This window comes from Kineobactrum sediminis, assembly GCF_002868715.1.
Taxonomy (GTDB): domain Bacteria; phylum Pseudomonadota; class Gammaproteobacteria; order Pseudomonadales; family Halieaceae; genus Kineobactrum; species Kineobactrum sediminis.
This window is the reverse complement of sequence record NZ_PKLZ01000001.1, coordinates 655347-678624: the sequence shown is the minus strand read 5'-3', so window position 1 is coordinate 678624 and position 23278 is coordinate 655347. Positions and strand designations below refer to the sequence as shown.

The following is a 23278-nucleotide window of genomic DNA, read 5'->3' as shown; positions in this document are numbered from 1 at the left end:
TCGTGGCCTTTGGCCACTACCGGAGTACAACATGTGGTTCAAGAACGTCCGGGCTTATCGCCTGACCAGCCCTTTTGACCTGTCGCCCGAGCTCCTCGGGCAGCAATTGGCCCCCCGTGAGTTCAGTCACTGTACTGCCACCCAGCCTCTCTCCCTGGGTTGGGTGCCGGCATTGGGTGGCACCACCAGTGAGCTGGTGCACCCGGTTAATGGCCGCTATCTGCTGCGTTTGCGCCGCGAAGAGCGGCTGTTGCCCTCCACGGTCGTGCGCGAGCAGCTGCAGGAGAAAATAGCCGAAATTGAAGAGCGCGAGGGGCGCAAGGTATACCGCAAGGAACGCCTGACCCTGCAGGATGAAATTGTGCTGGATTTTCTGCCTCGGGCTTTTACCCGCTCATCCTACCAGCACGCTTATATTGATACCCGCGCCAACTGGGTGTTTGTCGACGCCTCCAGTGCGACCCGGGCAGAAGAGTTTCTCAACCTGCTGCGTGAGTGCATCGGCAGTTTCCCGGTGGTGCTGCCCCAGGTTAACGAGGCCCCCACCGCCACCATGACCGGGTGGCTGGCACATCAAAGCCTGCCCACCGATTTTGCGCTCGGCGAGGAATGCGAATTGCGCGAGCCGGGCGACGAAGGTGGCGTGGTGCGCTGCCGCGGCGTGGACCTGTTAAGTGAAGAGCTGGAGACCCACCTCAACGCCGGCAAGCAGGTAGCCCGGCTGGCGCTTTCATGGCAGGAGCGGGTGTCACTGGTATTGGCGGAAGACCTCTGCCTGCGGCGCCTCAAATTCTCGGAGGAACTGATGAAAGAAAATGAGGACATTCCCGAAGCGGAACAGGCGGCGCGACTGGACGCTGATTTCGTGCTCATGTCCGAGGCCATAACCGGTCTCCAGCAACGGGTTATGGCGCTGTTTGGCGGCGAGGCGGAGTAGCGTTCACTGGCCATGAAGGCGCGACCGGATACCTGCAATTACCGCCAGCTGTTCCTGGATAATACGCCGTTCCTGGACCTGCGCGCACCCGCTGAGTTTGCACACGGCGCGTTTCCGACGTCCTGTAACCTGCCATTGATGAGCGATGACGAGCGCGCCCAGGTGGGTACCTGCTATAAACAGCGGGGACAGGCAGCGGCAATTGAGCTTGGCCACCGGCTGGTAGCGGGTCTCGAGCGCGAACGACGGCTGGCGGCCTGGTCTGATTTTGCCCGGCGTAATCCCGAGGGTTACCTGTATTGCTGGCGCGGCGGGCTGCGCTCGCAAACCGTGCAGCAGTGGCTGGCGGAAGCGGGTGTGCACTATCCGCGGGTGGAAGGTGGCTACAAAGCCCTGCGGCGGTTCCTGATTGACGAACTGGCACGGTCGCTGGCGCGGGCACAGCTGGTGCTGGTAAGCGGTCGCACGGGTACCGGCAAAACTCGCGTTATTGCCGCGCTGCAGCGGGCCGTTGACCTCGAGGGCCTGGCCCGGCACCGAGGCTCCAGCTTTGGCCACCTGCCAGAGGGCCAACCCAGCCAGACTGACTTCGAGAATGCGCTCAGTGTTGCTTTGCTGCGTTTGCTGAATCAGGGTGACGGGCCGGTTTATCTGGAGGATGAGGGGCGCCTTATCGGGCGCCTTGCGCTACCTGAAAACCTCCGGGAGAAGATGCAGGCGGCGCCCATGCTGGTGGTGGAGGAAAGTGTTGAGCAACGAATAGAGGTGGTGCTGCAAGACTATATCGTGGATCTTGGCCAGCGCTATATCGCTCGCGATGGTGTCGCAACCGGGGCCGAATGTCACAGCCGGAGTCTACTGGACGGTCTTGACCGCATACGCAAGCGTCTTGGCGGTGCCCGCCACCAGGCTATTCGTGCGTTGATGGAAGATGCGTTCCGGCAGCAGCGGGCAACGGGCGATATCGAGGCCCATCGACTCTGGATTCGCACCCTGTTGGAGACTTACTACGACCCCATGTACAGCTATCAGCTGTCCCAGCGCGCCGGCAGGATTCTGTTCCAGGGTGATCGTGGCAGCGTACTATCCCACATCGAGGCCCGCTCACCTTGCTGAAGCAGCCTCAGCTCTGTCGCGACCTGGTCCTGGTGGGTGGTGGCCACGCCCATGCACTGGCCTTGCGTATGCTGGCCATGAAGCCCGTTTCCGGCTTGCGCGTAACCCTGGTTTCGCCAGCCAGCCATACCCCCTATTCCGGCATGTTGCCCGGCCTGGTGGCGGGGCATTACACGTTTACTGACAGCCATATTGATCTCGTGCGTCTGTGCCAGTGGGCCGGTGTCCGTTTCATCCGTGCCGAAATCACCGGCCTGGACCTTGCAAGGCGGGAGCTCACGCTGCCCGGTCGCGCCCCGCTGGGTTACGACGTGCTGAGCCTTGATATCGGTTCCCAACCGGAACTCGACAGTGTGCCGGGGGCTCGCGAACATGCGACTCCGGTCAAGCCCGTGGCGGCGCTCTGGCAGCGTTGGCAAAACCTGGAGCTGGCATTGAAGGAACAGCCCCCGGGCCAACCACTGCAACTGGCTGTGGTTGGCGGCGGTGCCGGTGGTGTTGAGCTGGCGCTGGCCATGGCTCACCGGCTACGTGACGCACCGGTTGCTTTGGCCCTGTTCTGCGCCGGTCCCGATATTCTGCCGGGCTATAATCGCTGTAGCCGGCGCGCCGCCAGACGCGCGCTGGACGAGGCCGGGATTGTCCTGCACTGCTACAGCCGCGTACAGCGTGTCGAAGCCACCACTCTGGAATTTGATGACGGCGCCAGTGCGCCCTTTGACACGTTATTCTGGTGCACCGGCGCGGCAGCAGCAACCTGGATCGCGGACAGCGGGCTGGCGACTGATAAGCAGGGTTTCGTTGCCGTTCATGACACCCTGCAGGCAACCAGTGACGACTCCGTTTTTGCCGTCGGCGATATTGCCACCCAGCTTGCACACCCGCGGCCCAAAGCCGGTGTTTACGCCGTCCGCCAGGCCCCGGTGCTGGCGCATAATCTGCGTAACATTCTGCTCGGGAGACCGCTGCGAACGCACCGGCCCCAGCGTGAGTTCCTGTCGCTGCTCTCCCTGGGGCGGCGCCGTGCCATTGCAGACAGAGGCCCGTTCAGTGTTACCGGGGACTGGGTGTGGCGCTGGAAAGACCGTATTGATCGCAAATTCATGGATCAGTTTGCACACCTGCCACCGGTGATGCCGGCCGGCGTCACCGATGTCCTTCCCGATACCGAATCTGCAGCGAGCCAGGCCCCCTGCGGTGGTTGCGGAGCCAAGGTGGGCGGCGACAGCCTGCGCTTTGCGCTGCGGCAGTTGCGTAGCCGCTATCCGCAGCTTTGCCCCGATCCGGAGGCTGCGGATGATGCCGCCATAATGCCGGTACCGCCGGGTGGTATCCAGCTGCAGAGCATCGATATCCTGCGCGCCCTGGTGGGTGACCCCTGGCTGATGGGACGCATTGCCGCCAATCACGCGTTGTCCGACCTGTATGCCAGCGGCGCCCGACCCCTGGCCGCACTGGCGGCGGTAACACTGCCCTTTGCCAGCCCGGCCCTGCAGCAACGTGAACTGGTCCAGTTGCTGGGCGGGGCCCTGGCCGAGTTTGCCCGGGTAAACTGCCAGTTAGTGGGTGGCCACAGTTTGCAGGGGCCGGAGCTGGCAATCGGCTTTGCCGTTCAGGGAGCGCCACTGGATGCCAGCGGCAGGCTGTTGCACAAGCGCGGTCTGCGCGATGATGATTTGCTGCTGCTGACCAAGCCGCTCGGTACCGGCACGCTGTTCGCCGGGCTGATGCAGAACCGCGCTGACGGGCGTGACATCAGCGCGGCAATTGAGATGATGTTGCAGAGTAATTTCGAGGCGGCTGGCCTGGCGCTGGCGCATGGCGTTGAAGGCGCCACGGATGTTACCGGCTTCGGGTTGGTCGGGCATTTGCTGGAGATGCTGGGGCCGGAGCAGGGTGCGGCCCTGGAACGGGCGGCGCTGCCCGCCTTACCCGGTGCCCTGGCCAATCTCCAGGCTGGGATTTACAGCACCATGCATGCAGACAACGCCCGCCTTGGCGAGCATACCGCTACACCGGATCCGCGCCGGGACCTTTTGCTGGACCCGCAGACCAGTGGCGGCCTGTTGCTGGGGGTGACACCCGCGCTGGCCGGCCCGTTACGTGCGGCCTTGCAGGCGGCGGGATATGGTGACGCTGCGGTCATCGGCAAGGTAAACCGTAGACCAGACACCGGCGAACGTATCCAGCTCGACTGATCGTTCAACCGAGGCGACGTTCCAGCCACTGCCAGAGCGGCCCCTGCTGCCGGTCCTTGCCGGTGAGCACATATTCCAGCAACGCATCACTTTCCAGTACCGAGCGCACGGCTTTCGCTGCGCCATCGCGTCCCGCCAGCAACAGGCGATCACCCAGCGCCAGTACAGTGTCATCCGCCGGAAACAGGATGTCCTCCTGTTTCCGGCGGATCAGGGCAACTTCCAGCGGCAGCCGTAGCCCCCGTTGCCGGGGGTTGGTGAGTAGCGCACCCACAGTAACGGTGCGGCCCGATTCTATGGCCCTTGTCAGGGCAGGTGCGCGCTTTGCACTGATTCTTCCAGAGGAAAATTCCGGTGGCCGGTGGTCCTGGTGGCGCAGAAAGCACGCCAGTACATCGCGCGCGAAGGCGTTATCCCGGGCGAGCAGATTGAGGATGAACGGCTCCACCAGGCGAGAACTGATGCGACTCAAAATGGTGCCGGCAATGACCACGCTGGGCTGCCCGATAATTTCCGGTTCGGCGGCGCGAAACAGGGAGTGGCTGGATAGACCGTTTTCCAGTACCACATGGAACAAGTCAGGGTTCAGCGCCCGGGCAGTAATCAGGATGGACAGATTGTCCGCATCGTCATCGCTCGCGGCAACAATACCCACCGCGCTGTATACCCCCGCCGCCGTCAGCTCATCGGCCTGGGTGCCGCAGCCCCTGATAGTACCTTCCGGGCGACCTTCTCCGTTCGGGTCGGGATCGATAACCGACACCTCCATGCCGCGCTCGCGGAGTAGTTGCCACGCAGCGCGCCCAACCCGGTTGAAGCCGCAGACTATCCAGTTGCCCCGGGGCATGGGCAGCTGTTTCATCAGGTGGGCGTCGGGTCCGGAGTTCAGCCAGTGATAGAGACGGAACAGATCCGGTTTGTCGATCGCCAGTTCCAGCCTGCGCACATATTCCTCCACTGGATTAACCACATGATCAGTGGCGAAGGAGCGCATATTGTCGGCCTCACTATGGGTATTGGCACGAGCGTAGACCGCCACCTTGCGATTGAGCAGGGTCGCACTGATGGCAATTTTCAGGTTGACCTGGCCGTTGCCGGTAACTGCAATAACACCGGAGCACCAGCGGTTGCGCAGGCCCGCCTGCTCCAGGTTGTCGGGCCAGTTGGCATTCATGAAGAAAGGAATGACCGGTGCATGGAGATTTTCGATCTCCAGCATCTCTATTTTTTCCTGGTGGGTATCGATAACCACTACCTGGTGGCCGCGCGAGGTCAGCGCCCTGGTGAGCATGCGCCCGGTGTCGCCATAGCCACAGACCAGGTAAAAGGGCTGGTTCATGCCCCGAACCCTGCGCGACAGCCGGGCCCTGCGCAGCGCCCGGGTATAAGCCGGATCCTGCAGCAGTGAAATGATGGAGCCTATAGAAAACAGCCAGGCGATAACCGTGAGGTAGATGCTGACAATGGTCCACAGCCGTTGCGCGGCCGAAAAATCGTAGGGTACTTCACCAAAGCCAATGGTGCTGCCGGTATAGCTCACCACATAGAAGGCTTCAAACAGGCTCATGTGCCAGGGGTTACCCTGGTCATCGGTGCCGGGCATCAGGGTGAAGCCCACGGTGGCGATGGCATAGGCTGAAATCAATACCACCAGGGGCACCCGCATGCGCCGGAGGAACAGAAAAATGAAAGAGTCGTTCAGGGGGCTGCGGGTCGCCACCTGGTCTAGCGTCCCAGGCCCGCGGTTTCGAGGGTAAGCAGCACCAGCGACAGCAGGTTGGCCAGCAGTGCGCCCCCGGACAGCGATACGATGGAGGCCATTACCGCGGGCGTTACACCACCATCGGTCATGTTTGCCGCGACGGCCCAGATGATAGCTGCCGCGATCAATTGCAGGTCCACAACCAGGCTCGACGCAAGCAACACCGCACCAATCTGTGAGCGTTCACCAAACTTGAGTACCGTGGCGATCAGTCCTACTACCAGGGCGGCGAATAACTCATAGACATTATGATGGTCCGGGTTGTCTATATCACCGATGAAAAAGCCAAAATTCAGGGTAACCGCCAGCAGTACAAAGAAACCGAATACGACCTTGCTCATGTTCATTGGCGGATGTCCCAGGTTATTTGATAGTGATTGCCATTATGCGTAAGTGGCGCCGGGTTACCAGCCCTGCGTCAGCCCGCTGCAAAACGGTCAAGAGCCTTGCCGCTCAAGCGATAGCCTACCCATTCACTCTGGGGTTCAGCGCCAAAGGATTCATAGAAGCGTATTGCCGGTTCATTCCAGTCCAGCACATTCCATTCAAAGCGGGCGCAGCCCTCCGCCACGGCCTGGCGTGCCAGGTATTGCAGTAATGCTTTACCGGCACCCTTGCCGCGCTGGGCGGGATCTATGTAAAGATCTTCCAGATACAGGCCCAAACGACCGCGCCAGGAAGAAAAATTATAGAAGTAGAGTGCAAACCCTGCAGCCTCGCCGTCAATCTCACAAATCAGGCCGAAAACTTTCGGGTGCTCGCAAAAGAGCAGGGCGCGAAGGTCTTCCGCGGTGGCGGTAACTTCCTCGAGGGCTTTTTCATAGAGCGCGAGATCGCGCACGAAGCGCAGGATCAGTGAGCAGTCATCGGCCTGCGCGGTACGTATATTCATGTTTGCCATTATCTTATTCACTACTCCAGTTGCGCTGCATTTCGTAAAACAGGAAGGAGGCGGTCCAGGTAATAAGTACCAGTCCGGTCAACGCCTCTATGCCTACAAGATAACGGATCGGGCCCTCCGGGAAAATATCGCCAAAGCCGAGAGTGGAAAACACCGTAAACGAAAAGTACACGCAATCCATTATCGTGCCGCCAAAATTGCCACTCAGGCTACCCCAGCCGAACTCCGTGGTCAGTAGATAGAAGGCAAACCCAAAAATCCAGATCTCTACGGCATGCGCAATTAGCGCCCCCAGTACGCCGACGGTGATTCGGGCACGGTGCACCATCGGTAGCCGGGGCAGCAGCCTGGTCAGCCCATGCAGGAATTCATGATGAATGAGCACAACAAGAGAGACGATCAGGGCGTTGACCAGAAATACGACCATACCAGTGGTTTCCAGTTGGGTAAGTGGTGCCAATGGTAACGTGAACTGCAAGCGGCAGCACTTTTTGCAAGTCGATTCAGTCGCGCCCGGTGCCTGCACGCGGATACCAGGGAAATAGCGCTGCAATAAGCAAGCCTATAACCATAGCCCCCGTAAAAGTAGTGACATAGCCAAAATGAGTTACCGTGGAGCCTGCAATGGCCGAACCGCAAGCCTGGCCGATTGCCACAGGCAGGAAAGCTATGGCCGGGCCCAGGGAACGATGCCCCGGGGTCAGCCGGATACCGGTTACCAGGTAGACACCCGTCAATGTCATGTAGGCAAAGCCGAATATCGACGCCGAGAGAATCGCCAGTGCAAGCTGTCCGGGAAACACCAGCAGCAGGAGCATGGCCAGGGACAGGGCAATCAGCGCACCACTTTGTGTCCTGGCAGCACCGAAGCGGGCGATGAGATCACCGGCAAACGCACCGGCCAGACCGGCAAGTCCTATTGCCAGCCACAGCCAGCCGGTAAGGTGTTCCGGCAGGCCGCCCCGAACAACCGCCAGATCAGGTGCGAATACCCAGAATGCGGCACTCACGAATCCCATGCCGCCGGTAAACACGGTCAACTTCCATAAAGGCGCCCGGAGGATTTTTCTAGCGCCGGTTTCCTCGGTAATAGAGAGTGTGCTCAGTGACTTCTTTTGCGGCATCCAGGCCCAGGCTGCAAGGGCGCCGATAGCGGCAAACAGGGCAAAGGATACGTAAGCGGCACGCCAGGCATTGCTCAACAGGATGACAGCCGGCACTGACACGGCAATACCCAGGCCGGTACCGGCGTTCATGATCGCGACGGTTCGGTCATGAAGCTCCGGCCGGATGGCTACGCCATTGCCGGCGCTCAAGGCCGGCATCATCATGCCTGTCGCAATGCCACAAGTGAGCAGGCCGGTCCCAAGTACTCCTGCGCCATTTGCCTGGCTAACAAACGCCAGTCCCATACAAGCCAGGACTGCGGCAGCAACAGCCGCGACCCGGGGCCCAACCCGTTCCACTACCGAAGCGGCAAACAGACTGGTGACAACAAAACTGATAAAGGGCAGGGAGCCCAGCGCACCCATAACCTGCGCGGACAAACCGAGTTCTTCCCGTATCGGCGGCACAAACAGCCCGAACGCGAACCTCGCCAGGCCATAGCTGATGGCAATCAGGCCGGCGCCAAGAAAGGCGAATTGAGTCGAAGACAATGCTTTCAATACAGAGTCTCCCATGCACACCACGAGGATGATTCTATCGGGGGCTTTGTGTGGCAAAAAAAGCTGTGTGTTAGAAGGGTAGAAGAGGGTCGGCTAAAATGCCTGCATGTTGCGGTGGTTTTTTGTGTGGAGCCCTAGTCTAACGGGGATGCCTGTGGACCAGGGAGCGCCTCGACAGAACCGCTGCGCGCAAATACCGCGATCAGATCCGATCGGGTGACGATGCCAACCAATATCCCATCATCAATGACAGGTACGGCCTGTATTTCATCATCGGCGAGTAAATTGACCAGGTCACCTATCGGTGTCGTTCCAGTAACGGTTTCCGGCTGTGCTGTCATGATATCGCCGGCGGAGATGTTGCGCTTTTTTGTCGCTTGCTTGAGGAGTTCCCTTGCGGCGGCGAAGGTGCCTCGGTAGACCACAGCTTCGCGACTCGCCTTCTGTATGAGATCATTTTGGCTGACGATTCCTTTCAAATGGCGATGGCTGTCCACAACGGGCAGGGTCTTGAAGCGGTGTTTGCTGAACAGCTCGGCAATCCGGTCAAGCGGTGTGCCGGGCTCCACAGTGATGAGCTCCCGGGACATGATGTCGCCACAGGTCTGGCCTTCAAACCGTCGCCGCGCGACTTCCTCTTCCGCAGATGCGAGGATCAGCGCGAAATCCTCAGTACCCAGATTCGCCGATAAATTGAAGCGATTCAGCAGTTCCTCGAGATCTTCAGTCGACAGGCCGAGAGGGCGCGCAGGCGCTTTATAAGGTTTGTCCTGCGCGGTTGTGGTTGTATCGACTAGCTGCCGGAACAGATAACTGCGACCGGTAAGCCTGTTCCAGGCCAGACCGACGAGAACCAGTATGGTGGTATCCAGCATTACCGGTACAAGGGCAAAATTGTAGCCCAGCGTATCCAGCTGCCCTGCGCCGAGAACCGTTGACAATGCGACCGCAGCCCCCGGAGGGTGGAGAGCGCGCAACAGTCCCATGGCTGCGATGGCGCCGCCGACAGACAGGCCGGAAGCGACTGCCAGGGGCAGCTCCAGCCTGATCACGAAAACGGCCACCACGGCCGATGCCGTATTACCGATAATGCAGGACCACGGTTGTGACAGAGGTGAATTGGGTACGGCAAACAAAAGGAAGGTTGTGGCACCCAGGGGCGCCACAAGAATTATGCCTTTGGCGAGGTCGTTAAACAGCAAGTGGACGCCGGTCAGAATGAGCCCGCAGACGGCAAGCGCAATGCCGCCACCAATGGCAGCGCGAACGATCTCCTGTGGTTGCGGGCGCAGCATTGCCGGCCCGAAGGCCCGTATGAAATCCCTGAAGCCCGTCCGACCGCGGTCGGCGGGTGATGGTCCACTTTGGGGCGGCTCCATGGTCTCCTCGATTGCTACTTGTTCAATATTTGCGCCTGAGTGACCAGTATACAGGGTGCGGTGGGTCCCCACTGTGAAGGGTATTGCAGCGGATACCAAATCCTGGTGGCGCTACGGGTAGGCTGGCGCCGCAGCTTCACTCCTCCTGCAGCGCGAACTCCAGGGCACCGGTCACCGCTGCCACCTGGGCCAGGATACAGTTCTCCGCGTCCACGCGTGGGCTGTCGGGATAGACCTCGGTGGTGGTGCGATAGGGGGCATCGGTCAGGCCCATGCACAGCCCCAGCTTGCGCGCCGCATAGTTGATCACGCCGTGCTGCTGCAGCGGTTCGCCCAGTAGTTTGCCCTCGGCATCGGCAGGGGCGATGGGCGTGACTTCGGCAACCGCCTTGATCACCGCCTGCTGGAATGCCGGAGCTGGGCAGTCAGCTTCTCCCACGAGATAAAAGCCGTCCGGGATATCCCAGACGTCGAGCGTCACCCCGTCCCGTGCTGCCAGGGCAGGACGGAACTCGCTGTTGTCGGTATTGGTGGTTTCGTGCAGGTCGATGTGCAGCAGGAACTTGCCGGCAAACGGCTCCAGGTAGCGCATCAGGGTAGCGGCCTCCGGGGCTGGACTGCCCCGTCGGAAGGCGCGATTGGGGTCCATGGCAGCCGGGTTCCAGCGATTGATGGTCTCGTAACCCCAGGGGCTGAGGGCCGGGGCTACCAGCAGGTTGAAGCGATCCGCATAGCGCGGGGCTTCGGTCTCGAGAAAACGCAGTGCTCCCTGCACCCCGCTGGTCTCGTAACCATGCACACCGCCAGTGATCAGGGCGATGGGTTTTGCAGGGTTCCACTGGCGACTGCGTACCGCAAACAGGGGATAGCGCTCCGGATCAACAGGCAGGGCACCGTACTGTTCGACCTCGAATGTCTTGCGCAACGTCGCAAGATGCGACAGGACCTCGTCGGCATAGGAGCGCTGAATTGCCTGGGCTACATACCAGGCCTGTTTTTCTGCGTCACTCCAAGCCTGGCCCGGGGTGCCGATGGGATAGTCATTGGTGGTATGCATGGGTGGTGATGACTCCTCAGGAAAAGAAAACCAGCAGCCTCGATTCGATGCTTTCCCTGGGGGGCGCGGCGACCGGCGCCAGCGGATTGGCGAAAGCGGTGTGAGCGACACGCCGGGCCCGACCATCAGTGGCCGAATCAAAGGTCTTGAACAGCAGTGCTTCCTCGAATTGCTGCTCGGGGAAGTAATACCAGCGGTGCTCCGGATTTTCCAGTACCAGCTGCAGCTCGCCGACCCGATCCTGCGCCCGCCGTTCGCTGGCGACAAAGTCATCGGGGTCGGCTGAACTGAAGTCGCACAGCGCAAGCGGGCTGTTGAACACAGGTCCGTTGATCGAGCGCCACACGTTGATGATCGCGAAGCGGCTACGCAGGCGCCGGGCCGCTTCATCGGCAGGCAACAGGTCGCGAAGCCGTTTCCCGGCGGATGCGTCGGTGTAGTCATTGTGTACCACGGAGGCCGGCTCACGGCTGGTGTGCTGGCCACGTACCGTGCGTGAATCCGAGCGCAGGGTGTGGTCGAATACCATGGCCGCCTCGGCGCCACTCGCGGCGAGTACCAGCGCGATGATCTCGGCCTCGTACTGGTCTCTTACCGGCTCGAGGTGATAGAAATCACTGATCGCGGTGGCGTGATCCACCAGGCAGAAACCCTGCTGCTCGAGGTTGGCGGGCGGGGAAAGTCTTCGGGCGTCGGCAATATCGACTTGCGCTACATCGAAGTGTGCGCCGATCCTGAGGGCGGCGTCGGCACCACCCTGGGAGGCAAAATAGATCGGGCGGTCCGCGCCGGGCCTGAGGTACTGAATTGGTGCCTGTACATCCGCTGAAGTCATAGATCGAGCTGCCAGTGTCTACAGCGGCAGTGTGGACCACTCATATATGGATGCAACTTTTTTTGCCCTGTAGTCTTTTTTCTATTTCCGGGTCATCGAGTATTCCGGCTGTTTTCTTGCAATATTCAGGAACCACTTCCACACTAAAATTCCATCAACCGCATCTTCGGATGCGGGCCATCCAGCTCTGGCGTCAACTCCAATGAGGAATCGACGACATGAAACATTGGGTCTGGTTAACGGGCGAAGTTGTGACAGGGCTACTCCTGGGTGCGGCACTGAGCGTGCCGACGGCGCTGGCCAGCTCCTCTCCGAATGGTGAAGCCATCTACCAGAAAGCCTGTGCCGCATGCCATGGCCCGCGCGGCAGGGGTAATCCCCGGCACGCAGTAGGCTTCGAGACGCCCTTGCCTGACTTTAGCGATTGCGATTTTGCCAGCCGGGAACCCAATGCCGACTGGGTCGCAGTGGCCCATGAAGGCGGGCCCGTACGGGCATTTTCGCCGATGATGCCGGCGTTCGGTGAAGCCCTGAGCGTTGCCGAGTTGCGGGCGGCCATGAGCCATATCCGTACTTTCTGCGCGGACAAGTCCTGGCCCCGGGGAGAATTCAACCTGCCGCGTGCCCAGGTTACCACCAAGGCGTTCCCGGAAGACGAAGTGGTATGGGAGACCCGCATTCCCGACGGCGAAACCGACGCGGTCTTCAACGATCTGATCTACGAGCAACGGTTTGGCGCGCGCAACCAGTTTGAGATTGTCGTACCCATCGGTTGGCGGGAAAATACCCACCCAATGGCCGATGATCAGTGGCGATCCGGCCTGGGGGATATCAAGCTGGGGCTCAAGCGCGTGCTCTACGACAATATGGAGCGTGGTGCCATCATCAGCGGCATCGCGGAGGTGTCCCTGCCCACCGGTGACGACGCTGACGGTTTCGGTGCCGATACCGCCATTTTTGAAGGTTCTTTGGCCTATGGGCAGATTCTGCCGGCCAACAGCTTCTTTCAGGGCCAGATAGGGGTAGATGTACCCAGAGAGGGTGACAAAGCCAACGAGGAAGCGTACCTGCGCCTGGCAGCGGGCCGCAGCTTTTTCTTTGATCGCTGGGGACGGCCGTGGACACCCATGCTCGAACTGGTCGCCAGCCGGGAGAACGCACCCAGCGCCGATACCGAGTGGGACGCCGTTCCCCAGCTACAGATCATGCTCAGCAAGCGCCAGCACGTGCGACTGAATATCGGCTGGCGCATGGCACTGACCAACGATGACATTCGCGATGACCAGTTTCTTGTATATCTTTTATGGGACTGGTTTGACGGCTCACTCGCCGAGGGATGGTAATCCTATGTATCACATCATCTTGCTCGCAATTGGGCTGGGTTTTGCCGCAATCAGCCAGGCGCAAATGCCGGATGACCCGCAACACCGGTTGTTTGAAACAAGCGACAAATGCCTGGCCTGTCATAATGGGCTGCTTACCCCGGGCGGCGAGGATGTTTCCTTTGGCCACGACTGGCAGGGTTCAATGATGGCCAACGCTTCCCGGGATCCCTATTGGCAGGCGGCCGTGCGTAGGGAAATAATGGACCATCCCCAGGCCCAGGCGCAAATCGAGGACGAGTGTGCTGTCTGCCATATGCCCATGTCTCGCTACCAGGCGAAGGCCAGCGGCGAACTGGGGCAGATCTTCACTCACCTGCCGTTCCCGTCCCGGGGCTCGCACCAGACCCTGCTGGCCGAGGACGGTGTATCCTGCAGTGCCTGTCACCAGATCACCGATCGCAATCTGGGCGAGCCGGAAAGTTTTACCGGTGGCTTCCACGTAGACACCGAGTCCCCGCCCGGCAGGCAGCAGATATTGGGACCTTTCGAGATCGATCCCGGGCGCCAGGAAATCATGCGCTCGGCCACCGGCTTCATTCCCCGGCAGGGAGGGCACCTGCAGACCTCGGAGTTCTGCGCCACCTGCCACACGCTGTACACCCATACCCTTGGCGAAGGCGGCCAGGTCGTGGGAGAACTGCCGGAACAGGTGCCCTACCTGGAGTGGCGGCACAGCGATTTCCCCGGCCACCGCAGTTGCCAGAGTTGTCATATGCCGGTGGTGCAGGAGGATACACCCGTGACCTCGGTGCTTGGCGTACCGCGGGAGGGGCTGAGCCAGCATACGTTTCGCGGCGGCAACTTCTTCATGCTGCGCCTGTTGAATCGCTACGCCAGTGAGCTGGGGGTAAAGGCGCCACCCCAGTCCCTGAAGGCCTCGGAAGAGCGAACGCTGGAATTCCTGCGCAACGGTACGGCGCGACTTGAGCTGAAGGCACGACAGGATGGAGAGGGTAGGCTGGAAGCGATGGTGCGGGTGGCCAACCTGGCCGGCCATAAACTGCCGACGGCCTATCCGTCACGCCGGGCCTGGATCCATCTGCAGGTGCATGATGCCGGCGGCGCACTGGTGTTCGAGTCCGGCCGCCTGACAGCTGATGGGGCGATCATCGGCAATGACAATGACTCGGATGGCACACGCTATGAACCTCACTACGAGCTCATAGAGCAACCCGGGCAGGTGCAGATCTACGAAGCCATCATGGCGACCCCGAGCGGCGCAGTGACCACCGGGCTGCTTTCAGCGGTTACCTTTATCAAGGATAACCGGCTGTTGCCACGCGGTTTCAACAAGGCGACAGCCGATTCAGACATCGCCGTACAAGGCCGCGCGTCCGGGGACGACGACTTCGCTGACGGCCACGACCAGGTTCGCTACCGAATAGCGGTTGATCAGTATAACGGGCCATTCCAGGTGGAAGCCCGCCTGTGGTACCAGCCCATCGCATACCGCTGGGCCCACAACCTGGCCGCTTACGATGCCGAGGAAACCAATCGCTTCGTGCGCATGTACCGGAGTATGGCCTCGCAGTCCGGGGTGGTGTTGGCGGAGACCGCCGCCGTGGTGCCAGGGCAATAGCGACGAGTGGGAGGCCCTACCCTGTGCACGGCATGACGAAAGCTACTCTGCTTCGATCACAACGGGTGCCGCCGAGACAAGTTTCCTGCCTTTGCCCAACACATAACGCACCTCGTAGGCGCCCGGCTTATCCGGGGCGTTAAGACTACCTTCCAGATTATCGCGCACTCTGATGTGTTGTTTGACTTCATCGGCCGGGGCATCGGCGACGACGATGGTAATGTAATCGGCAGGATGCACCGGGTTTTCCCAGCTGACCTTGATCCTGGAGCCGGCGATCGCCTGTGCCGGCGCGGAAACGCTGGCATTGGCCGGAGTCAGTTCAAGTGCTGCGCGGTCCACCAGTTTGCGGCCCTTGCCGAGTACATAGCGTACTTCATAGGCGCCAGGCTCGGGCGGAGCTGTGAGTGTGCCCGCGGCATCGTCGCGCACGCGAATGTGGCCACCGACTTCATTGTCCGGGGCATCGGCGGCGACGATGGTAATGTAATCGCCGGGATGTACCGGGTTTTCCCAGCTGACCTTAATGGTTGAACCCGCTGTTGCTATGGCAGGGGCGGAAACCGTTGCCTGCGGCTCAGTAAGTTGAATCGGTTTACGCGCAACCACTCGACCGCTGGCGGTGCTCAAATAGCGAAGCTCGTGTGGGCCGGCAATTTCCGGGGTCCGTAATGTGGTGCCCGAATGTTCCCTGATGCGCTTGTGGCTGTCACGCATATCAGGCTCCGCGTCCACTGACACGATAACAACCATGTCCTGGGGCTGAATATTCTCCCCTTCCCAGCTGACGGCCACTTCGGACCCGGCAACGGCGCTGTCCGGCGCGGTGAGAAGCACCACTGCTTCCGGGGGCGCAGGCTGGGCAGCCATTGCGGCGACTTCATCCAGTGCCTCCCTGAGTCCCTCGGCGTCGCGCGCAGCAAAGAAGCGCCCACCAGTGTTCTCTGCTATACAGCGCAGCTGCGCCTGATCGGCTTCCGCAGACACATCAAAGCCGACTACATGCGCGGTGAAGCGGATACCGGCCCGGGCCAGTTCTTTGGAAACCGCACAGGGATCCGCGTCGCAACTCTCGATGCCATCGGATACGAGCACCACGGTGGCCGGGCTGTCGCGAAAATTCAGGGCATCCGCTGCGTGGCGTACGGCAGCGGTAAGGGGCGTCCGGCCTTTGGGCTGGATGGTTGCAATCTGTTTGGTAAGGGCCTCCCGATCAACCGGCCCGACTGGAACCACCGTTTCTATGTCCGAGCAGTCACTAACATGCCGATGCCCGTACGCTACCAGGCCAATGTTGGTGTTTGAGTTCCAGCCTGCAATCAAATCCGTCATCACGCGGCGGGCAATACTTATTTTGGCCTCACCTTCGATCTGCCCCCACATCGAATTGGAAGCATCGTAGACGACCACAGTGTCCTCGGCTGCCGTCGGCATCCCCAGGCTCAACAGTGCCGTGATTCCGGCTGTAATACCGGCAGACTGGATAAAACGCATTACTTATCTCCTCAGGTGTCAGTCAGCTCAATTCGCAAATTGGTTACTCAGCTGTCGTTACCCTAACATTCTGAGGCGGGGTTTATCAGCGTTATACACATGTCCCTCGCCTTCAAAACCTTGGCTCGTGAGGTTTTTTGGGACTTATAGGTAGCCGTTTTCGGTCAAAATTCTACGCACCTCTTTCTCGCTACGGAAGGCCCTGCCGAACATTTGATAGCTGCCGGCCTCGCGCCTTGCACGGCCTGCGATGATACAGGGTAAAATACGGAGGGTTTGCGCTAACTGTCCTACCCCTGCGGCATCGGTGGGTAGGCCGTTGGGTATGCTGTCTTGCGGAATGAGCACTTCTTGCGCCAACGCATCGGCCTGGTCCTCTCGTGGGTCGGTAGATATCGCGTCAAGATTGTCGAGGTACCAAGTCTCCGTTCCATCGAAATGGAGGGCGATGTGCGCGAGCTCATGCATCAAGGTAAACCAGAAGTTGTCCAGGCGGTCGTGACGCAAAGTTAGGGCTACAACCGGATGCCTTGCCTCAGAAAAACAAACTGCTCCATCCAGATAGGTTTTGGGTAGGTGCTTCTCAATCACCACGTGAATACCCGCTTTGTTCAGAAACTCCACTGCCAAAGCAGGGCCCTGTTGTGACCACGAAAGACGCGCCAAATCGCGCATCCAGTCTTGAGAGACGGTTCCGGACACATAGGCCGGCAAATTTGGCTGGCTGTGGGCAAGGTGCAGTACTCTGGCCTGCCAGGCCAGCATCGCAGCTGGATCGGACATCTTGTCATTTTCGCGCAGGTGGGAGGTTGCGCGCGCCATCATTGGCTGCGCGCTGGATTGAAGGTTGACTGACTTCAGGAAGCCGCCAACCACCTCCTGTGCATATCCCTTTAATTCCGAAAGCGTACCGTTAAACCCGGCAAAATAGCCGCGCTGGTGCATCTCCTTCAGCGGGAAGTCGAGCCAGTTGACCCCTTGATCAAAGTGCTCCTGCTGTTCCGGGTCCTGGATAAGTACATCTAGCGGAATCCCCAGGCCTTTATGGAGGCGACGAATCATGGCAAGACTTAGTGTACGTTTGCCATGCAGTACTTCTGAAACTTTCGGTAGTGACCCTATATATGGTGCCAGGTCCTTCCGGGACAGCCCTTGCTGATCCATGCGAAACAAAATAGCGTCCACAGGTGAAGGCAGCTCTACAGGGAAGTGTTCTTCCTCGTAACGCTCGATCAACAGCGCCAGTACTTCCAACTCGTCATTTTCGATGGACCCTTCTTCCGGCTCCAAATCCATCAGCGCATACAGTCGCGCTATTGCTTGAGCGTGGTCATCTTCGTCTTTGAGAACTTTGAGATTCATAATCCCACCTCCTAAAACCGCTACTTATCGTATTCAGCGTGCGTGCCGACCCATTCAATTAGGACAATTCCGTTTTGGTATCTCACCTTGACGACCAATCGGAAATGATTGCCCTTAATGTTGAAAATAACCCGGTTGCCAGCCAGGAAGTCAGCACTTTTGTAGCGATTCTTGATGTCCTGGGGTGTCTCCCAGTTCGCTTGATTGGCTTCTGTAAACCATGCTTCCAATGCACCTTTAGCTTTAGCGTGCTTTTTGGCGAAAACATCCAGCAGGTTTCTTTTCAGAACTTTCATGGTTGATCGCGAGGCGCTATTCTAGACAATTTTCCCAAAATGGTAAACAAGTTTCCCGCATCTTTTATCAAATTTACCAAAAAGGGAATTTTGTGTAGATGTGAGCATCGCTGCTGCTTGATGGCTGTAATTTCCCAGATATGGTCTTTGAGTTGTTCGTGTAATTGTGGGTTCACTTACTATGAATCCGTATGGCTTATGAGTACTCGCCCTTACCAGATCCACATTTCTGATTTTCTGAGAAAGTCGTGGAACGATATGAAGGCATAGACCCTACTCTTTTGGAAGGCCACGCGCCGCAGGGGCGCTGGCTGAATATGGGCTGGCCCCACTTGTCCTCACACTTGTAAAACCGCGATTGGGCGCTTGCGGTGCCAGCCAGTGTGGCCAGCAAAATCAGGCCGATTCCGTACCTCATCATTCTGGTTCTCCGGTATTTCCGCAGCCGCTCTTAGTGGAAAGGGGCCTTGATTTGGCAAGCACTCACCCATCAAGGGCTGGTGTTTCGCCAGTTTTGTTATCCAACGGGATATCTGTCCAGATAATAATCCACCTTGGTGTCAGATGAATATTCACTAATCTGCCAGTCGCCCGCTGTTGCCAGATCATCTGCAACCGACTGTGTTACCTCGCGCAGCTCGAGCCCTTCCAGCAGGTGGGCGGGGATGGCTTGCAGGCCGTGCAGGGCACCCAACAGGTTGCCGGTAATGGCCCCGGTAGAGTCGGAGTCGCCGCTGTGATTGATCGCAAGGAGTACGCCATCTTCAAAGTCGCCAGCTCCCAGGGCACAGTAAAGGCTGATCGCCAACGCCTCCTCCGCCACCCATCCTTCGCCAAGCGAAGCCAGGGCTTCCGGACTGGCGGGCCGGCTGGAAGCCAGGCTGATAGCCTGCTCGAGTATCCGGGTAGTTTCCTCGTGACCACGACTGCCCTGAAGTACGTCCAGGGCGGTCGCCGTTGCAGCGGTGAGGTCGGTGCCCCTCAGCAATAGAGCGACCATCAGGGCCAAGACCCCGGCGGGCAGTTGCCCGGAAATATGGCCGTGGGTAAGGGCGGCATTGTCCACCCCGAGCCCGAAAACGGTGTCTGCAAATTCCCGGTCTCCCATTTCAGGGAAGACGCTCGCAGCGAACATACCGACAGGGGCTACCCGCATCACGCCGCCGCAGCCCTTGCTGTCGTTGCTGGCGGGGGTATTGAAATCAGGCATCTGTCGCAGCGCGGAAAGGCAGGTCATGCCAGGGGCGCGCTGGTGATGGAGATCACGTTGCCGGATTAACCAGCCGTCTTCGCTGACGTCGAGGTCGGCCTGCGCGCGGCTTCCCTGGGTGAGTAGCCAGCGCTGCAGGGCGTGTGCGGTAACGCTGGTATAAGCAGCAACGGTGCCCCGCATACGGGAGCGCACATGCGCCCTGAGCAGGCCTTCAGCGGTGAAAAGGGTCATCTGGGTATCGTCGGTGATTGCACCGATGCGGCCGTAGGCTGGTGCGTAGGCGGTAATACCGGCAGGGCCGAACTTTCCCAGTATATCTGCCCGGGACATGAACTCGACGGAGCCGCCGAGCGCATCGCCCACCGCACCGCCGATAAGGCAGCCGCGCCAGCAGTCTATGGTGCCAGGGTTTGTTTCGGCTTCGGTACTTGTCGCGTCCATAGTTGGCCTTTGTGTGGGCAGGGTGGTTGCTGCCCCTGCGGTGGCCCAGCTTTCGTGAGCGAGGTTCTTTGTCCGGGCACCGCTCGCTTTGGACCGTGGGCTCGACGCTCAACATTACATCAGATGGATTGATATATGTAACATCCCGTGCGCTAGCATTACTATATGCTCGCCCGATACTCCGATTTTGGGTTGGTATTCATCAGGCCTGTCTGCATATGTCTTTGGATTTGCGCGAGCTGCGGGATGCATCGCTGGTACACCTCAACCCGTATGAGTGGCGAAAGCGCGCCCGGTAGAGGTACTCTCGACCTCATGTTTGTCCTCGAGTTGCATGATTCGATCGGAGCTGAAAAGTCATGAGTGAGCAAAAACCTCCATCAAAGACCTTCAAGCAGGTGCGCGCCGACCAGCTTGAGTACAATGCGAAGCGGGAGTCCGGGTATCGTGAGCGTGCCCTGAAGATATACCCGTGGATCTGTGGTCGCTGTGCGCGAGAGTTCGACCGCAGGAACTTGTCGGAGCTAACGGTCCATCATGTTGACCATAACCACGACAATAATCCCGGCGACGGCAGCAATTGGGAGCTGCTTTGTATTTATTGCCACGACGAAGAACACAGTAAGTTTGAGAGCTACGTTCGCTATGGCAGCGCCGGGGCCACTGCAGTGAAACCTGCAACCCATAATCCATTTGCCAACCTGAAGGCGAAGATGGAGGGCAAGGACTGAGGGCAGGCTGACGGGGAAGGCGCGATCGTGAACCTAAAAAGGAGGTATAAATGGTGCCCAGAGACAGAATCGAACCGGCCGGCGTTCCGGGGCCGACATGGGGATTTTCAATCACAGTTCGGCGTTATGCAAGGCGATCGCCTTGACGTACGTACGAAAAAGCGTACACTTGTTGGAAAGTTGAACACGCAAGAGGTGCGTCATGACCGGAATCACAGCAACTGAGGCGCGCAGTAACCTTTATCGGCTGATCGACGAAACTGCCGAGTCCCACCAACCAATCGTCATTTTGGGTAAGAGGAACAAGGCCGTTTTGGTATCCGAGGAAGACTGGTCGGCCATTCAGGAAACACTTTACCTGTTATCTGTACCAGGTATGCGGGAGGCTATTCGTGAGGGAATGGATGTCCCTGTGGATGAATGCGATGAGGGGCTGGACTGGTGACATGGAGGTTGGTTTACACCAAGCAAGCCCAGAAAGATGCAAAGAAGCTGGCCTCCAGCGGCCTCAAACCAAAAGCTCAGGAACTGTTAGCGCTGATAGCCGAAGATCCATACCGCAAGCCGCCTCCCTTTGAGAAGCTTATTGGCGATCTTGCTGGAGCCTATTCACGCCGCATCAACATTCAGCATCGTCTGGTCTACCAAGTGTTAGAGGACGAGGAGGTGGTGAAGGTCCTCAGGCTCTGGAGTCACTACGAATAATGCATAACCAGCCGCTGTTGCGGGCCATTTTTTCCACCGCTTCGCGGCTCCAGAATTGCCGCAAAGCTTCGCGTTAGCTGTCAAATTCTCAGCAAGCACTCTGTAGCCGCAACCCTAATGAAGTGATACTATAGTGACACTTCAAGAGGGTAGCCTATGAAAGTTGAACTAGTCACCAACCTCAAGCGTCAAGCAACAAAGATCCTGGCTGAATTGCACGAGAGCAAAGAAGCAGTTCTGATAACCGAACATGGTCAGCCGTCAGCCTATCTGGTTGATGTTCAGGACTATGAGTTCATGCAGCGCAGACTTGCGCTGTTGGAAGGATTGTCGAAGGGAGAGCGGGCAATGCTGGAGGGTAAGAATACCTCCCATGGTGCAGCCAAGGAGCGGATGCAGAAGTGGCTGAAGTAATATGGGCAGACCCAGCATTGGATCAGTTAGAGGAGATCGCGGAATACATCGCGCTGGATAAGCCTGGCGCAGCATCCAGCCTCGTCAAGACGATCTTCTCAACAGTAGAGCGGCTTGAACAGTTTCCGGAGTCTGGCCATATTCCAGCAGAACTACCTGATTCGATCTACCGAGAGCTGTATGTCAGACCTTGCCGGATCTTCTATCGCAACGAAAATAAGGTTGCTCTTATCCTGCACGTCATGAGAGAAGAAAGGCAGCTACGCAGATTTATATTAGAACCTGAGTTGGACAGCTAACCATCCATTGTACGCGACCAGACAAGCTGGCGCATGAATAGGGGCGTTAGGGTTATGTACGTAAGTAATCCCTGGCAGTCATTGCGACTTCAGGGAACACTTGAATTAGTTTGTTATCGCCCGTGATCAGTTTTAGATTCAGTGATTTTGCCAGCGATATAAATTCGCAGTCATAAGCTGAACAGCCGCTTTCTGAAGCAAGTGCCAACACATTCATGGAGTTGACGGTGTATTCGTTATCGGCAAGCTGCTGTTCTGCTTGTGATTGCATAGCGATAGCGGTGCTTAACTCAACAATGCCTTTTTTGATGTACAACGACAGTACGTTTCGGAATTCGCTTCGCCACAGCAAAGGTGCAACCCAATGAGGATCTTTGTGCAGCAACGAGACTACGTCATCCGTTTGCGCGGTAGGAAGATACAGATATGCGATGGTGTTGGTGTCCGCTACAATCATTCTCTGCCCTGGTTTTTGGACGCATTGATTTCGTCAATATCCAGTAGTGATAATGTTACGTGACTGCGCAGCTCGGCTGCTTTGCCGGCAAGCTCGGCAGCAGAGAACCGGGTTGGTTTATATGTCTTTTCCAAGCAATGAATCAGTTCGCTGTTTACGCTTCTATGGTGCGCATTGGCGGCCTGCTTCAGTTGCTCGTATAGGTCGTCGGGTATGTTTTTAAAGGTGACATTGGCCATGCTCATGCCCTACGTGGTTCCAAAACGGTTTCATTATGGTTTCAGGAAGAGGCACTTGTCAACCCACCCTAGCAATCAATTGCACGCGGTCAGCTGCGCTGCCGCGTGAATACGGCGTTATGGTGCGCCGAGACATTGAGCGAGAAATGAAAATTAAGAGGCTTTCAAAGATATTGTTCGCGTTCGTGTTCGCGGTCGTCTCGACGTTGGAGGTGGCTGCGGAAGATGAACACCCGAGGGGGCTGTGGTCTCCCACGGCATGCAGAGACAATATTTTGGTGGCGGTGCGGCCTATATACCCGAGGCACACAGTTCATCCAGACTCTGGTTGTCGCATATCCGTAGACGTCAAGGTAATGCCGAGTGGCAAAGTTCAGGTGCCTCACTACCCAAATGATGTGAATGATGAAGGCCTTAGAACAGTCGCTCAGATAGAACCAGAGGAATGCAGCAATAGGTACATCAGTTCCGTGCTACATTCGCTACAAAAAGCACAGTTTGCAGAATCGCATGACGGTTTTAGCTGCAAGTACACATATCACTGGCTCCTGGAGCCGTAATCTCATTTGGCTTTGGTTAATGCGCACTCTAACAAATCAAGCCACTCGGACCTTGAACTTCACCCGCTAGAACGGAGACCTCAATCTAACGAGGAGTCTGTTGATGCCAAGATATACGCAACCGAGAAGGACGTGGCAATACGCCAATGAGTTCAAGGTCAAGGCAGTGGAGCTGAGTCACCTGCAATTTGACTCCCTTTCACTCGTGAACAGTCGGCCTGGTCTATTACCGCTTTTGAGGTGAAAGCTGA

25 protein-coding genes are annotated in these 23278 nt (G+C 58.4%); 10 read left to right on the top strand and 15 right to left on the bottom strand.

Annotation, left to right across the window (positions count from 1 at the left end; genetic code table 11):
- The first annotated feature begins 31 nt into the window (after positions 1–31).
- From rdgC to selD, 3 genes are read left to right on the top strand one after another with little or no spacing between them, the layout of a single operon-like run.
- Positions 32–937 carry a recombination-associated protein RdgC gene (gene rdgC, locus CWI75_RS03040; protein ID WP_101519967.1) on the top strand — a complete coding sequence of 302 codons (906 nt, stop codon included), beginning with the start codon at positions 32–34 and terminating at the stop codon, positions 935–937.
- A 12-nt stretch (positions 938–949) separates the two neighbouring features.
- Positions 950–2053: a tRNA 2-selenouridine(34) synthase MnmH gene (gene mnmH / locus CWI75_RS03035; protein WP_101519966.1), complete on the top strand. Its 1104-nt coding sequence runs from the start codon at positions 950–952 to the stop codon at positions 2051–2053.
- A complete protein-coding gene (selD, locus tag CWI75_RS03030; RefSeq protein WP_101519965.1) occupies positions 2047–4251 on the top strand; it encodes a selenide, water dikinase SelD in 2205 nt (734 codons plus the stop codon). The genes mnmH and selD overlap by 7 nt, the downstream gene beginning before the upstream one ends.
- 4 nt (positions 4252–4255) lie before the next feature.
- Here selD and CWI75_RS03025 read toward each other — a convergent pair whose 3' ends face one another.
- The 8 genes from CWI75_RS03025 to CWI75_RS02990 form a co-directional block, all read right to left on the bottom strand.
- A complete protein-coding gene (locus tag CWI75_RS03025) occupies positions 4256–5971 on the bottom strand; it encodes a potassium channel family protein (protein WP_101519964.1) in 1716 nt (571 codons plus the stop codon).
- Positions 5972–5976: 5 nt separating this feature from the next.
- Positions 5977–6360: a DUF6394 family protein gene (locus CWI75_RS03020; RefSeq protein ID WP_101519963.1), complete on the bottom strand. Its 384-nt coding sequence runs from the start codon at positions 6358–6360 to the stop codon at positions 5977–5979.
- Positions 6361–6431: 71 nt separating this feature from the next.
- On the bottom strand, positions 6432–6905 hold the full coding sequence (locus CWI75_RS03015; RefSeq protein ID WP_420913244.1) for a GNAT family N-acetyltransferase: 474 nt from the start codon (positions 6903–6905) through the stop codon (positions 6432–6434).
- Between the two features lie 13 nt (positions 6906–6918).
- Positions 6919–7341 (bottom strand): potassium channel family protein, encoded by a 423-nt coding sequence (locus tag CWI75_RS03010; RefSeq protein ID WP_101519961.1) that lies wholly within the window; start codon positions 7339–7341, stop codon positions 6919–6921.
- A 76-nt stretch (positions 7342–7417) separates the two neighbouring features.
- Entirely contained in the window at positions 7418–8581 is a 1164-nt protein-coding gene (locus CWI75_RS03005; RefSeq protein WP_162299972.1) for an MFS transporter, read from the bottom strand.
- 134 nt (positions 8582–8715) lie between these two features.
- Positions 8716–9960, bottom strand: coding sequence for an HPP family protein (locus tag CWI75_RS03000; RefSeq protein WP_146003534.1), 1245 nt, complete (start codon positions 9958–9960; stop codon positions 8716–8718).
- A 136-nt stretch (positions 9961–10096) separates the two neighbouring features.
- The gene (locus CWI75_RS02995) at positions 10097–11017 is read right to left on the bottom strand and encodes a M14 family metallopeptidase (RefSeq protein WP_101519958.1); all 921 of its coding nucleotides are present in this window, start codon (positions 11015–11017) and stop codon (positions 10097–10099) included.
- A gap of 16 nt (positions 11018–11033) precedes the next feature.
- Positions 11034–11852, bottom strand: coding sequence for a CmcJ/NvfI family oxidoreductase (locus CWI75_RS02990; RefSeq protein ID WP_101519957.1), 819 nt, complete (start codon positions 11850–11852; stop codon positions 11034–11036).
- A gap of 218 nt (positions 11853–12070) precedes the next feature.
- Here CWI75_RS02990 and CWI75_RS02985 point away from each other — a divergent pair, with 218 nt between their 5' ends.
- Positions 12071–13195, top strand: coding sequence for a c-type cytochrome (locus tag CWI75_RS02985; RefSeq protein ID WP_101519956.1), 1125 nt, complete (start codon positions 12071–12073; stop codon positions 13193–13195).
- 4 nt (positions 13196–13199) lie between these two features.
- Complete coding sequence (locus CWI75_RS02980) at positions 13200–14816, top strand: hypothetical protein (protein WP_101519955.1); 1617 nt, start codon at positions 13200–13202, stop codon at positions 14814–14816.
- Positions 14817–14858: 42 nt separating this feature from the next.
- Here the strand turns inward: CWI75_RS02980 and CWI75_RS02975 are convergent, their stop codons facing one another.
- From CWI75_RS02975 to CWI75_RS02960, 5 genes are all read right to left on the bottom strand, one after another.
- Positions 14859–16310: a vWA domain-containing protein gene (locus CWI75_RS02975; protein ID WP_101519954.1), complete on the bottom strand. Its 1452-nt coding sequence runs from the start codon at positions 16308–16310 to the stop codon at positions 14859–14861.
- Positions 16311–16454: 144 nt separating this feature from the next.
- Positions 16455–17672 carry an ImmA/IrrE family metallo-endopeptidase gene (locus CWI75_RS02970; protein ID WP_241521053.1) on the bottom strand — a complete coding sequence of 406 codons (1218 nt, stop codon included), beginning with the start codon at positions 17670–17672 and terminating at the stop codon, positions 16455–16457.
- Positions 17673–17692: 20 nt separating this feature from the next.
- Positions 17693–17968 (bottom strand): type II toxin-antitoxin system HigB family toxin, encoded by a 276-nt coding sequence (locus CWI75_RS02965; protein WP_101519952.1) that lies wholly within the window; start codon positions 17966–17968, stop codon positions 17693–17695.
- Between the two features lie 196 nt (positions 17969–18164).
- A complete protein-coding gene (locus tag CWI75_RS18890; protein ID WP_420913248.1) occupies positions 18165–18386 on the bottom strand; it encodes a DUF4124 domain-containing protein in 222 nt (73 codons plus the stop codon).
- A gap of 99 nt (positions 18387–18485) precedes the next feature.
- Positions 18486–19622 (bottom strand): ADP-ribosylglycohydrolase family protein, encoded by a 1137-nt coding sequence (locus CWI75_RS02960; RefSeq protein WP_101519951.1) that lies wholly within the window; start codon positions 19620–19622, stop codon positions 18486–18488.
- 359 nt (positions 19623–19981) lie between these two features.
- Here CWI75_RS02960 and CWI75_RS02955 point away from each other — a divergent pair, with 359 nt between their 5' ends.
- From CWI75_RS02955 to CWI75_RS02935, 5 genes are all read left to right on the top strand, one after another.
- Positions 19982–20353 carry a YajD family HNH nuclease gene (locus tag CWI75_RS02955; RefSeq protein WP_101519950.1) on the top strand — a complete coding sequence of 124 codons (372 nt, stop codon included), beginning with the start codon at positions 19982–19984 and terminating at the stop codon, positions 20351–20353.
- Between the two features lie 202 nt (positions 20354–20555).
- A complete protein-coding gene (locus CWI75_RS02950; RefSeq protein WP_101519949.1) occupies positions 20556–20798 on the top strand; it encodes a type II toxin-antitoxin system Phd/YefM family antitoxin in 243 nt (80 codons plus the stop codon).
- 8 nt (positions 20799–20806) lie between these two features.
- Positions 20807–21058 (top strand): Txe/YoeB family addiction module toxin, encoded by a 252-nt coding sequence (locus tag CWI75_RS02945; protein WP_241521052.1) that lies wholly within the window; start codon positions 20807–20809, stop codon positions 21056–21058.
- A 156-nt stretch (positions 21059–21214) separates the two neighbouring features.
- A complete protein-coding gene (locus CWI75_RS02940) occupies positions 21215–21472 on the top strand; it encodes a type II toxin-antitoxin system Phd/YefM family antitoxin (protein WP_101519947.1) in 258 nt (85 codons plus the stop codon).
- The gene (locus CWI75_RS02935) at positions 21460–21771 is read left to right on the top strand and encodes a type II toxin-antitoxin system RelE/ParE family toxin (RefSeq protein WP_101519946.1); all 312 of its coding nucleotides are present in this window, start codon (positions 21460–21462) and stop codon (positions 21769–21771) included. Before CWI75_RS02940 ends, CWI75_RS02935 begins: the two co-directional genes overlap by 13 nt.
- A gap of 52 nt (positions 21772–21823) precedes the next feature.
- Here CWI75_RS02935 and CWI75_RS02930 read toward each other — a convergent pair whose 3' ends face one another.
- Both CWI75_RS02930 and CWI75_RS02925 read right to left on the bottom strand, forming a co-directional pair.
- Positions 21824–22228, bottom strand: a complete 405-nt coding sequence (locus CWI75_RS02930) for a type II toxin-antitoxin system VapC family toxin (RefSeq protein ID WP_101519945.1) — start codon at positions 22226–22228, stop codon at positions 21824–21826.
- On the bottom strand, positions 22225–22467 hold the full coding sequence (locus CWI75_RS02925; RefSeq protein WP_101520109.1) for a FitA-like ribbon-helix-helix domain-containing protein: 243 nt from the start codon (positions 22465–22467) through the stop codon (positions 22225–22227). The genes CWI75_RS02930 and CWI75_RS02925 overlap by 4 nt, the downstream gene beginning before the upstream one ends.
- Positions 22468–23278: the final 811 nt, after the last annotated feature.

Coding starts and splice junctions, on each gene's coding strand:
- CWI75_RS02955 (WP_101519950.1), top strand. CDS start 19,982: ATGAGTGAGCAAAAACCTCCATCAAAGACCTTCAAGCAGGTGCGCGCC.
- CWI75_RS03015 (WP_420913244.1), bottom strand. CDS start 6,905: ATGAATATACGTACCGCGCAGGCCGATGACTGCTCACTGATCCTGCGC.
- CWI75_RS03020 (WP_101519963.1), bottom strand. CDS start 6,360: ATGAACATGAGCAAGGTCGTATTCGGTTTCTTTGTACTGCTGGCGGTT.
- CWI75_RS02940 (WP_101519947.1), top strand. CDS start 21,215: ATGAAAGTTGAACTAGTCACCAACCTCAAGCGTCAAGCAACAAAGATC.
- CWI75_RS18890 (WP_420913248.1), bottom strand. CDS start 18,386: ATGAGGTACGGAATCGGCCTGATTTTGCTGGCCACACTGGCTGGCACC.
- CWI75_RS02975 (WP_101519954.1), bottom strand. CDS start 16,310: ATGCGTTTTATCCAGTCTGCCGGTATTACAGCCGGAATCACGGCACTG.
- rdgC (WP_101519967.1), top strand. CDS start 32: ATGTGGTTCAAGAACGTCCGGGCTTATCGCCTGACCAGCCCTTTTGAC.
- CWI75_RS03000 (WP_146003534.1), bottom strand. CDS start 9,960: ATGGAGCCGCCCCAAAGTGGACCATCACCCGCCGACCGCGGTCGGACG.
- CWI75_RS02985 (WP_101519956.1), top strand. CDS start 12,071: ATGAAACATTGGGTCTGGTTAACGGGCGAAGTTGTGACAGGGCTACTC.
- CWI75_RS02995 (WP_101519958.1), bottom strand. CDS start 11,017: ATGCATACCACCAATGACTATCCCATCGGCACCCCGGGCCAGGCTTGG.
- CWI75_RS02930 (WP_101519945.1), bottom strand. CDS start 22,228: ATGATTGTAGCGGACACCAACACCATCGCATATCTGTATCTTCCTACC.
- CWI75_RS02980 (WP_101519955.1), top strand. CDS start 13,200: ATGTATCACATCATCTTGCTCGCAATTGGGCTGGGTTTTGCCGCAATC.
- CWI75_RS02970 (WP_241521053.1), bottom strand. CDS start 17,672: ATGAATCTCAAAGTTCTCAAAGACGAAGATGACCACGCTCAAGCAATA.
- CWI75_RS02965 (WP_101519952.1), bottom strand. CDS start 17,968: ATGAAAGTTCTGAAAAGAAACCTGCTGGATGTTTTCGCCAAAAAGCAC.
- CWI75_RS03010 (WP_101519961.1), bottom strand. CDS start 7,341: ATGGTCGTATTTCTGGTCAACGCCCTGATCGTCTCTCTTGTTGTGCTC.
- CWI75_RS02950 (WP_101519949.1), top strand. CDS start 20,556: ATGACCGGAATCACAGCAACTGAGGCGCGCAGTAACCTTTATCGGCTG.
- mnmH (WP_101519966.1), top strand. CDS start 950: ATGAAGGCGCGACCGGATACCTGCAATTACCGCCAGCTGTTCCTGGAT.
- CWI75_RS02990 (WP_101519957.1), bottom strand. CDS start 11,852: ATGACTTCAGCGGATGTACAGGCACCAATTCAGTACCTCAGGCCCGGC.
- CWI75_RS02960 (WP_101519951.1), bottom strand. CDS start 19,622: ATGGACGCGACAAGTACCGAAGCCGAAACAAACCCTGGCACCATAGAC.
- CWI75_RS02925 (WP_101520109.1), bottom strand. CDS start 22,467: ATGGCCAATGTCACCTTTAAAAACATACCCGACGACCTATACGAGCAA.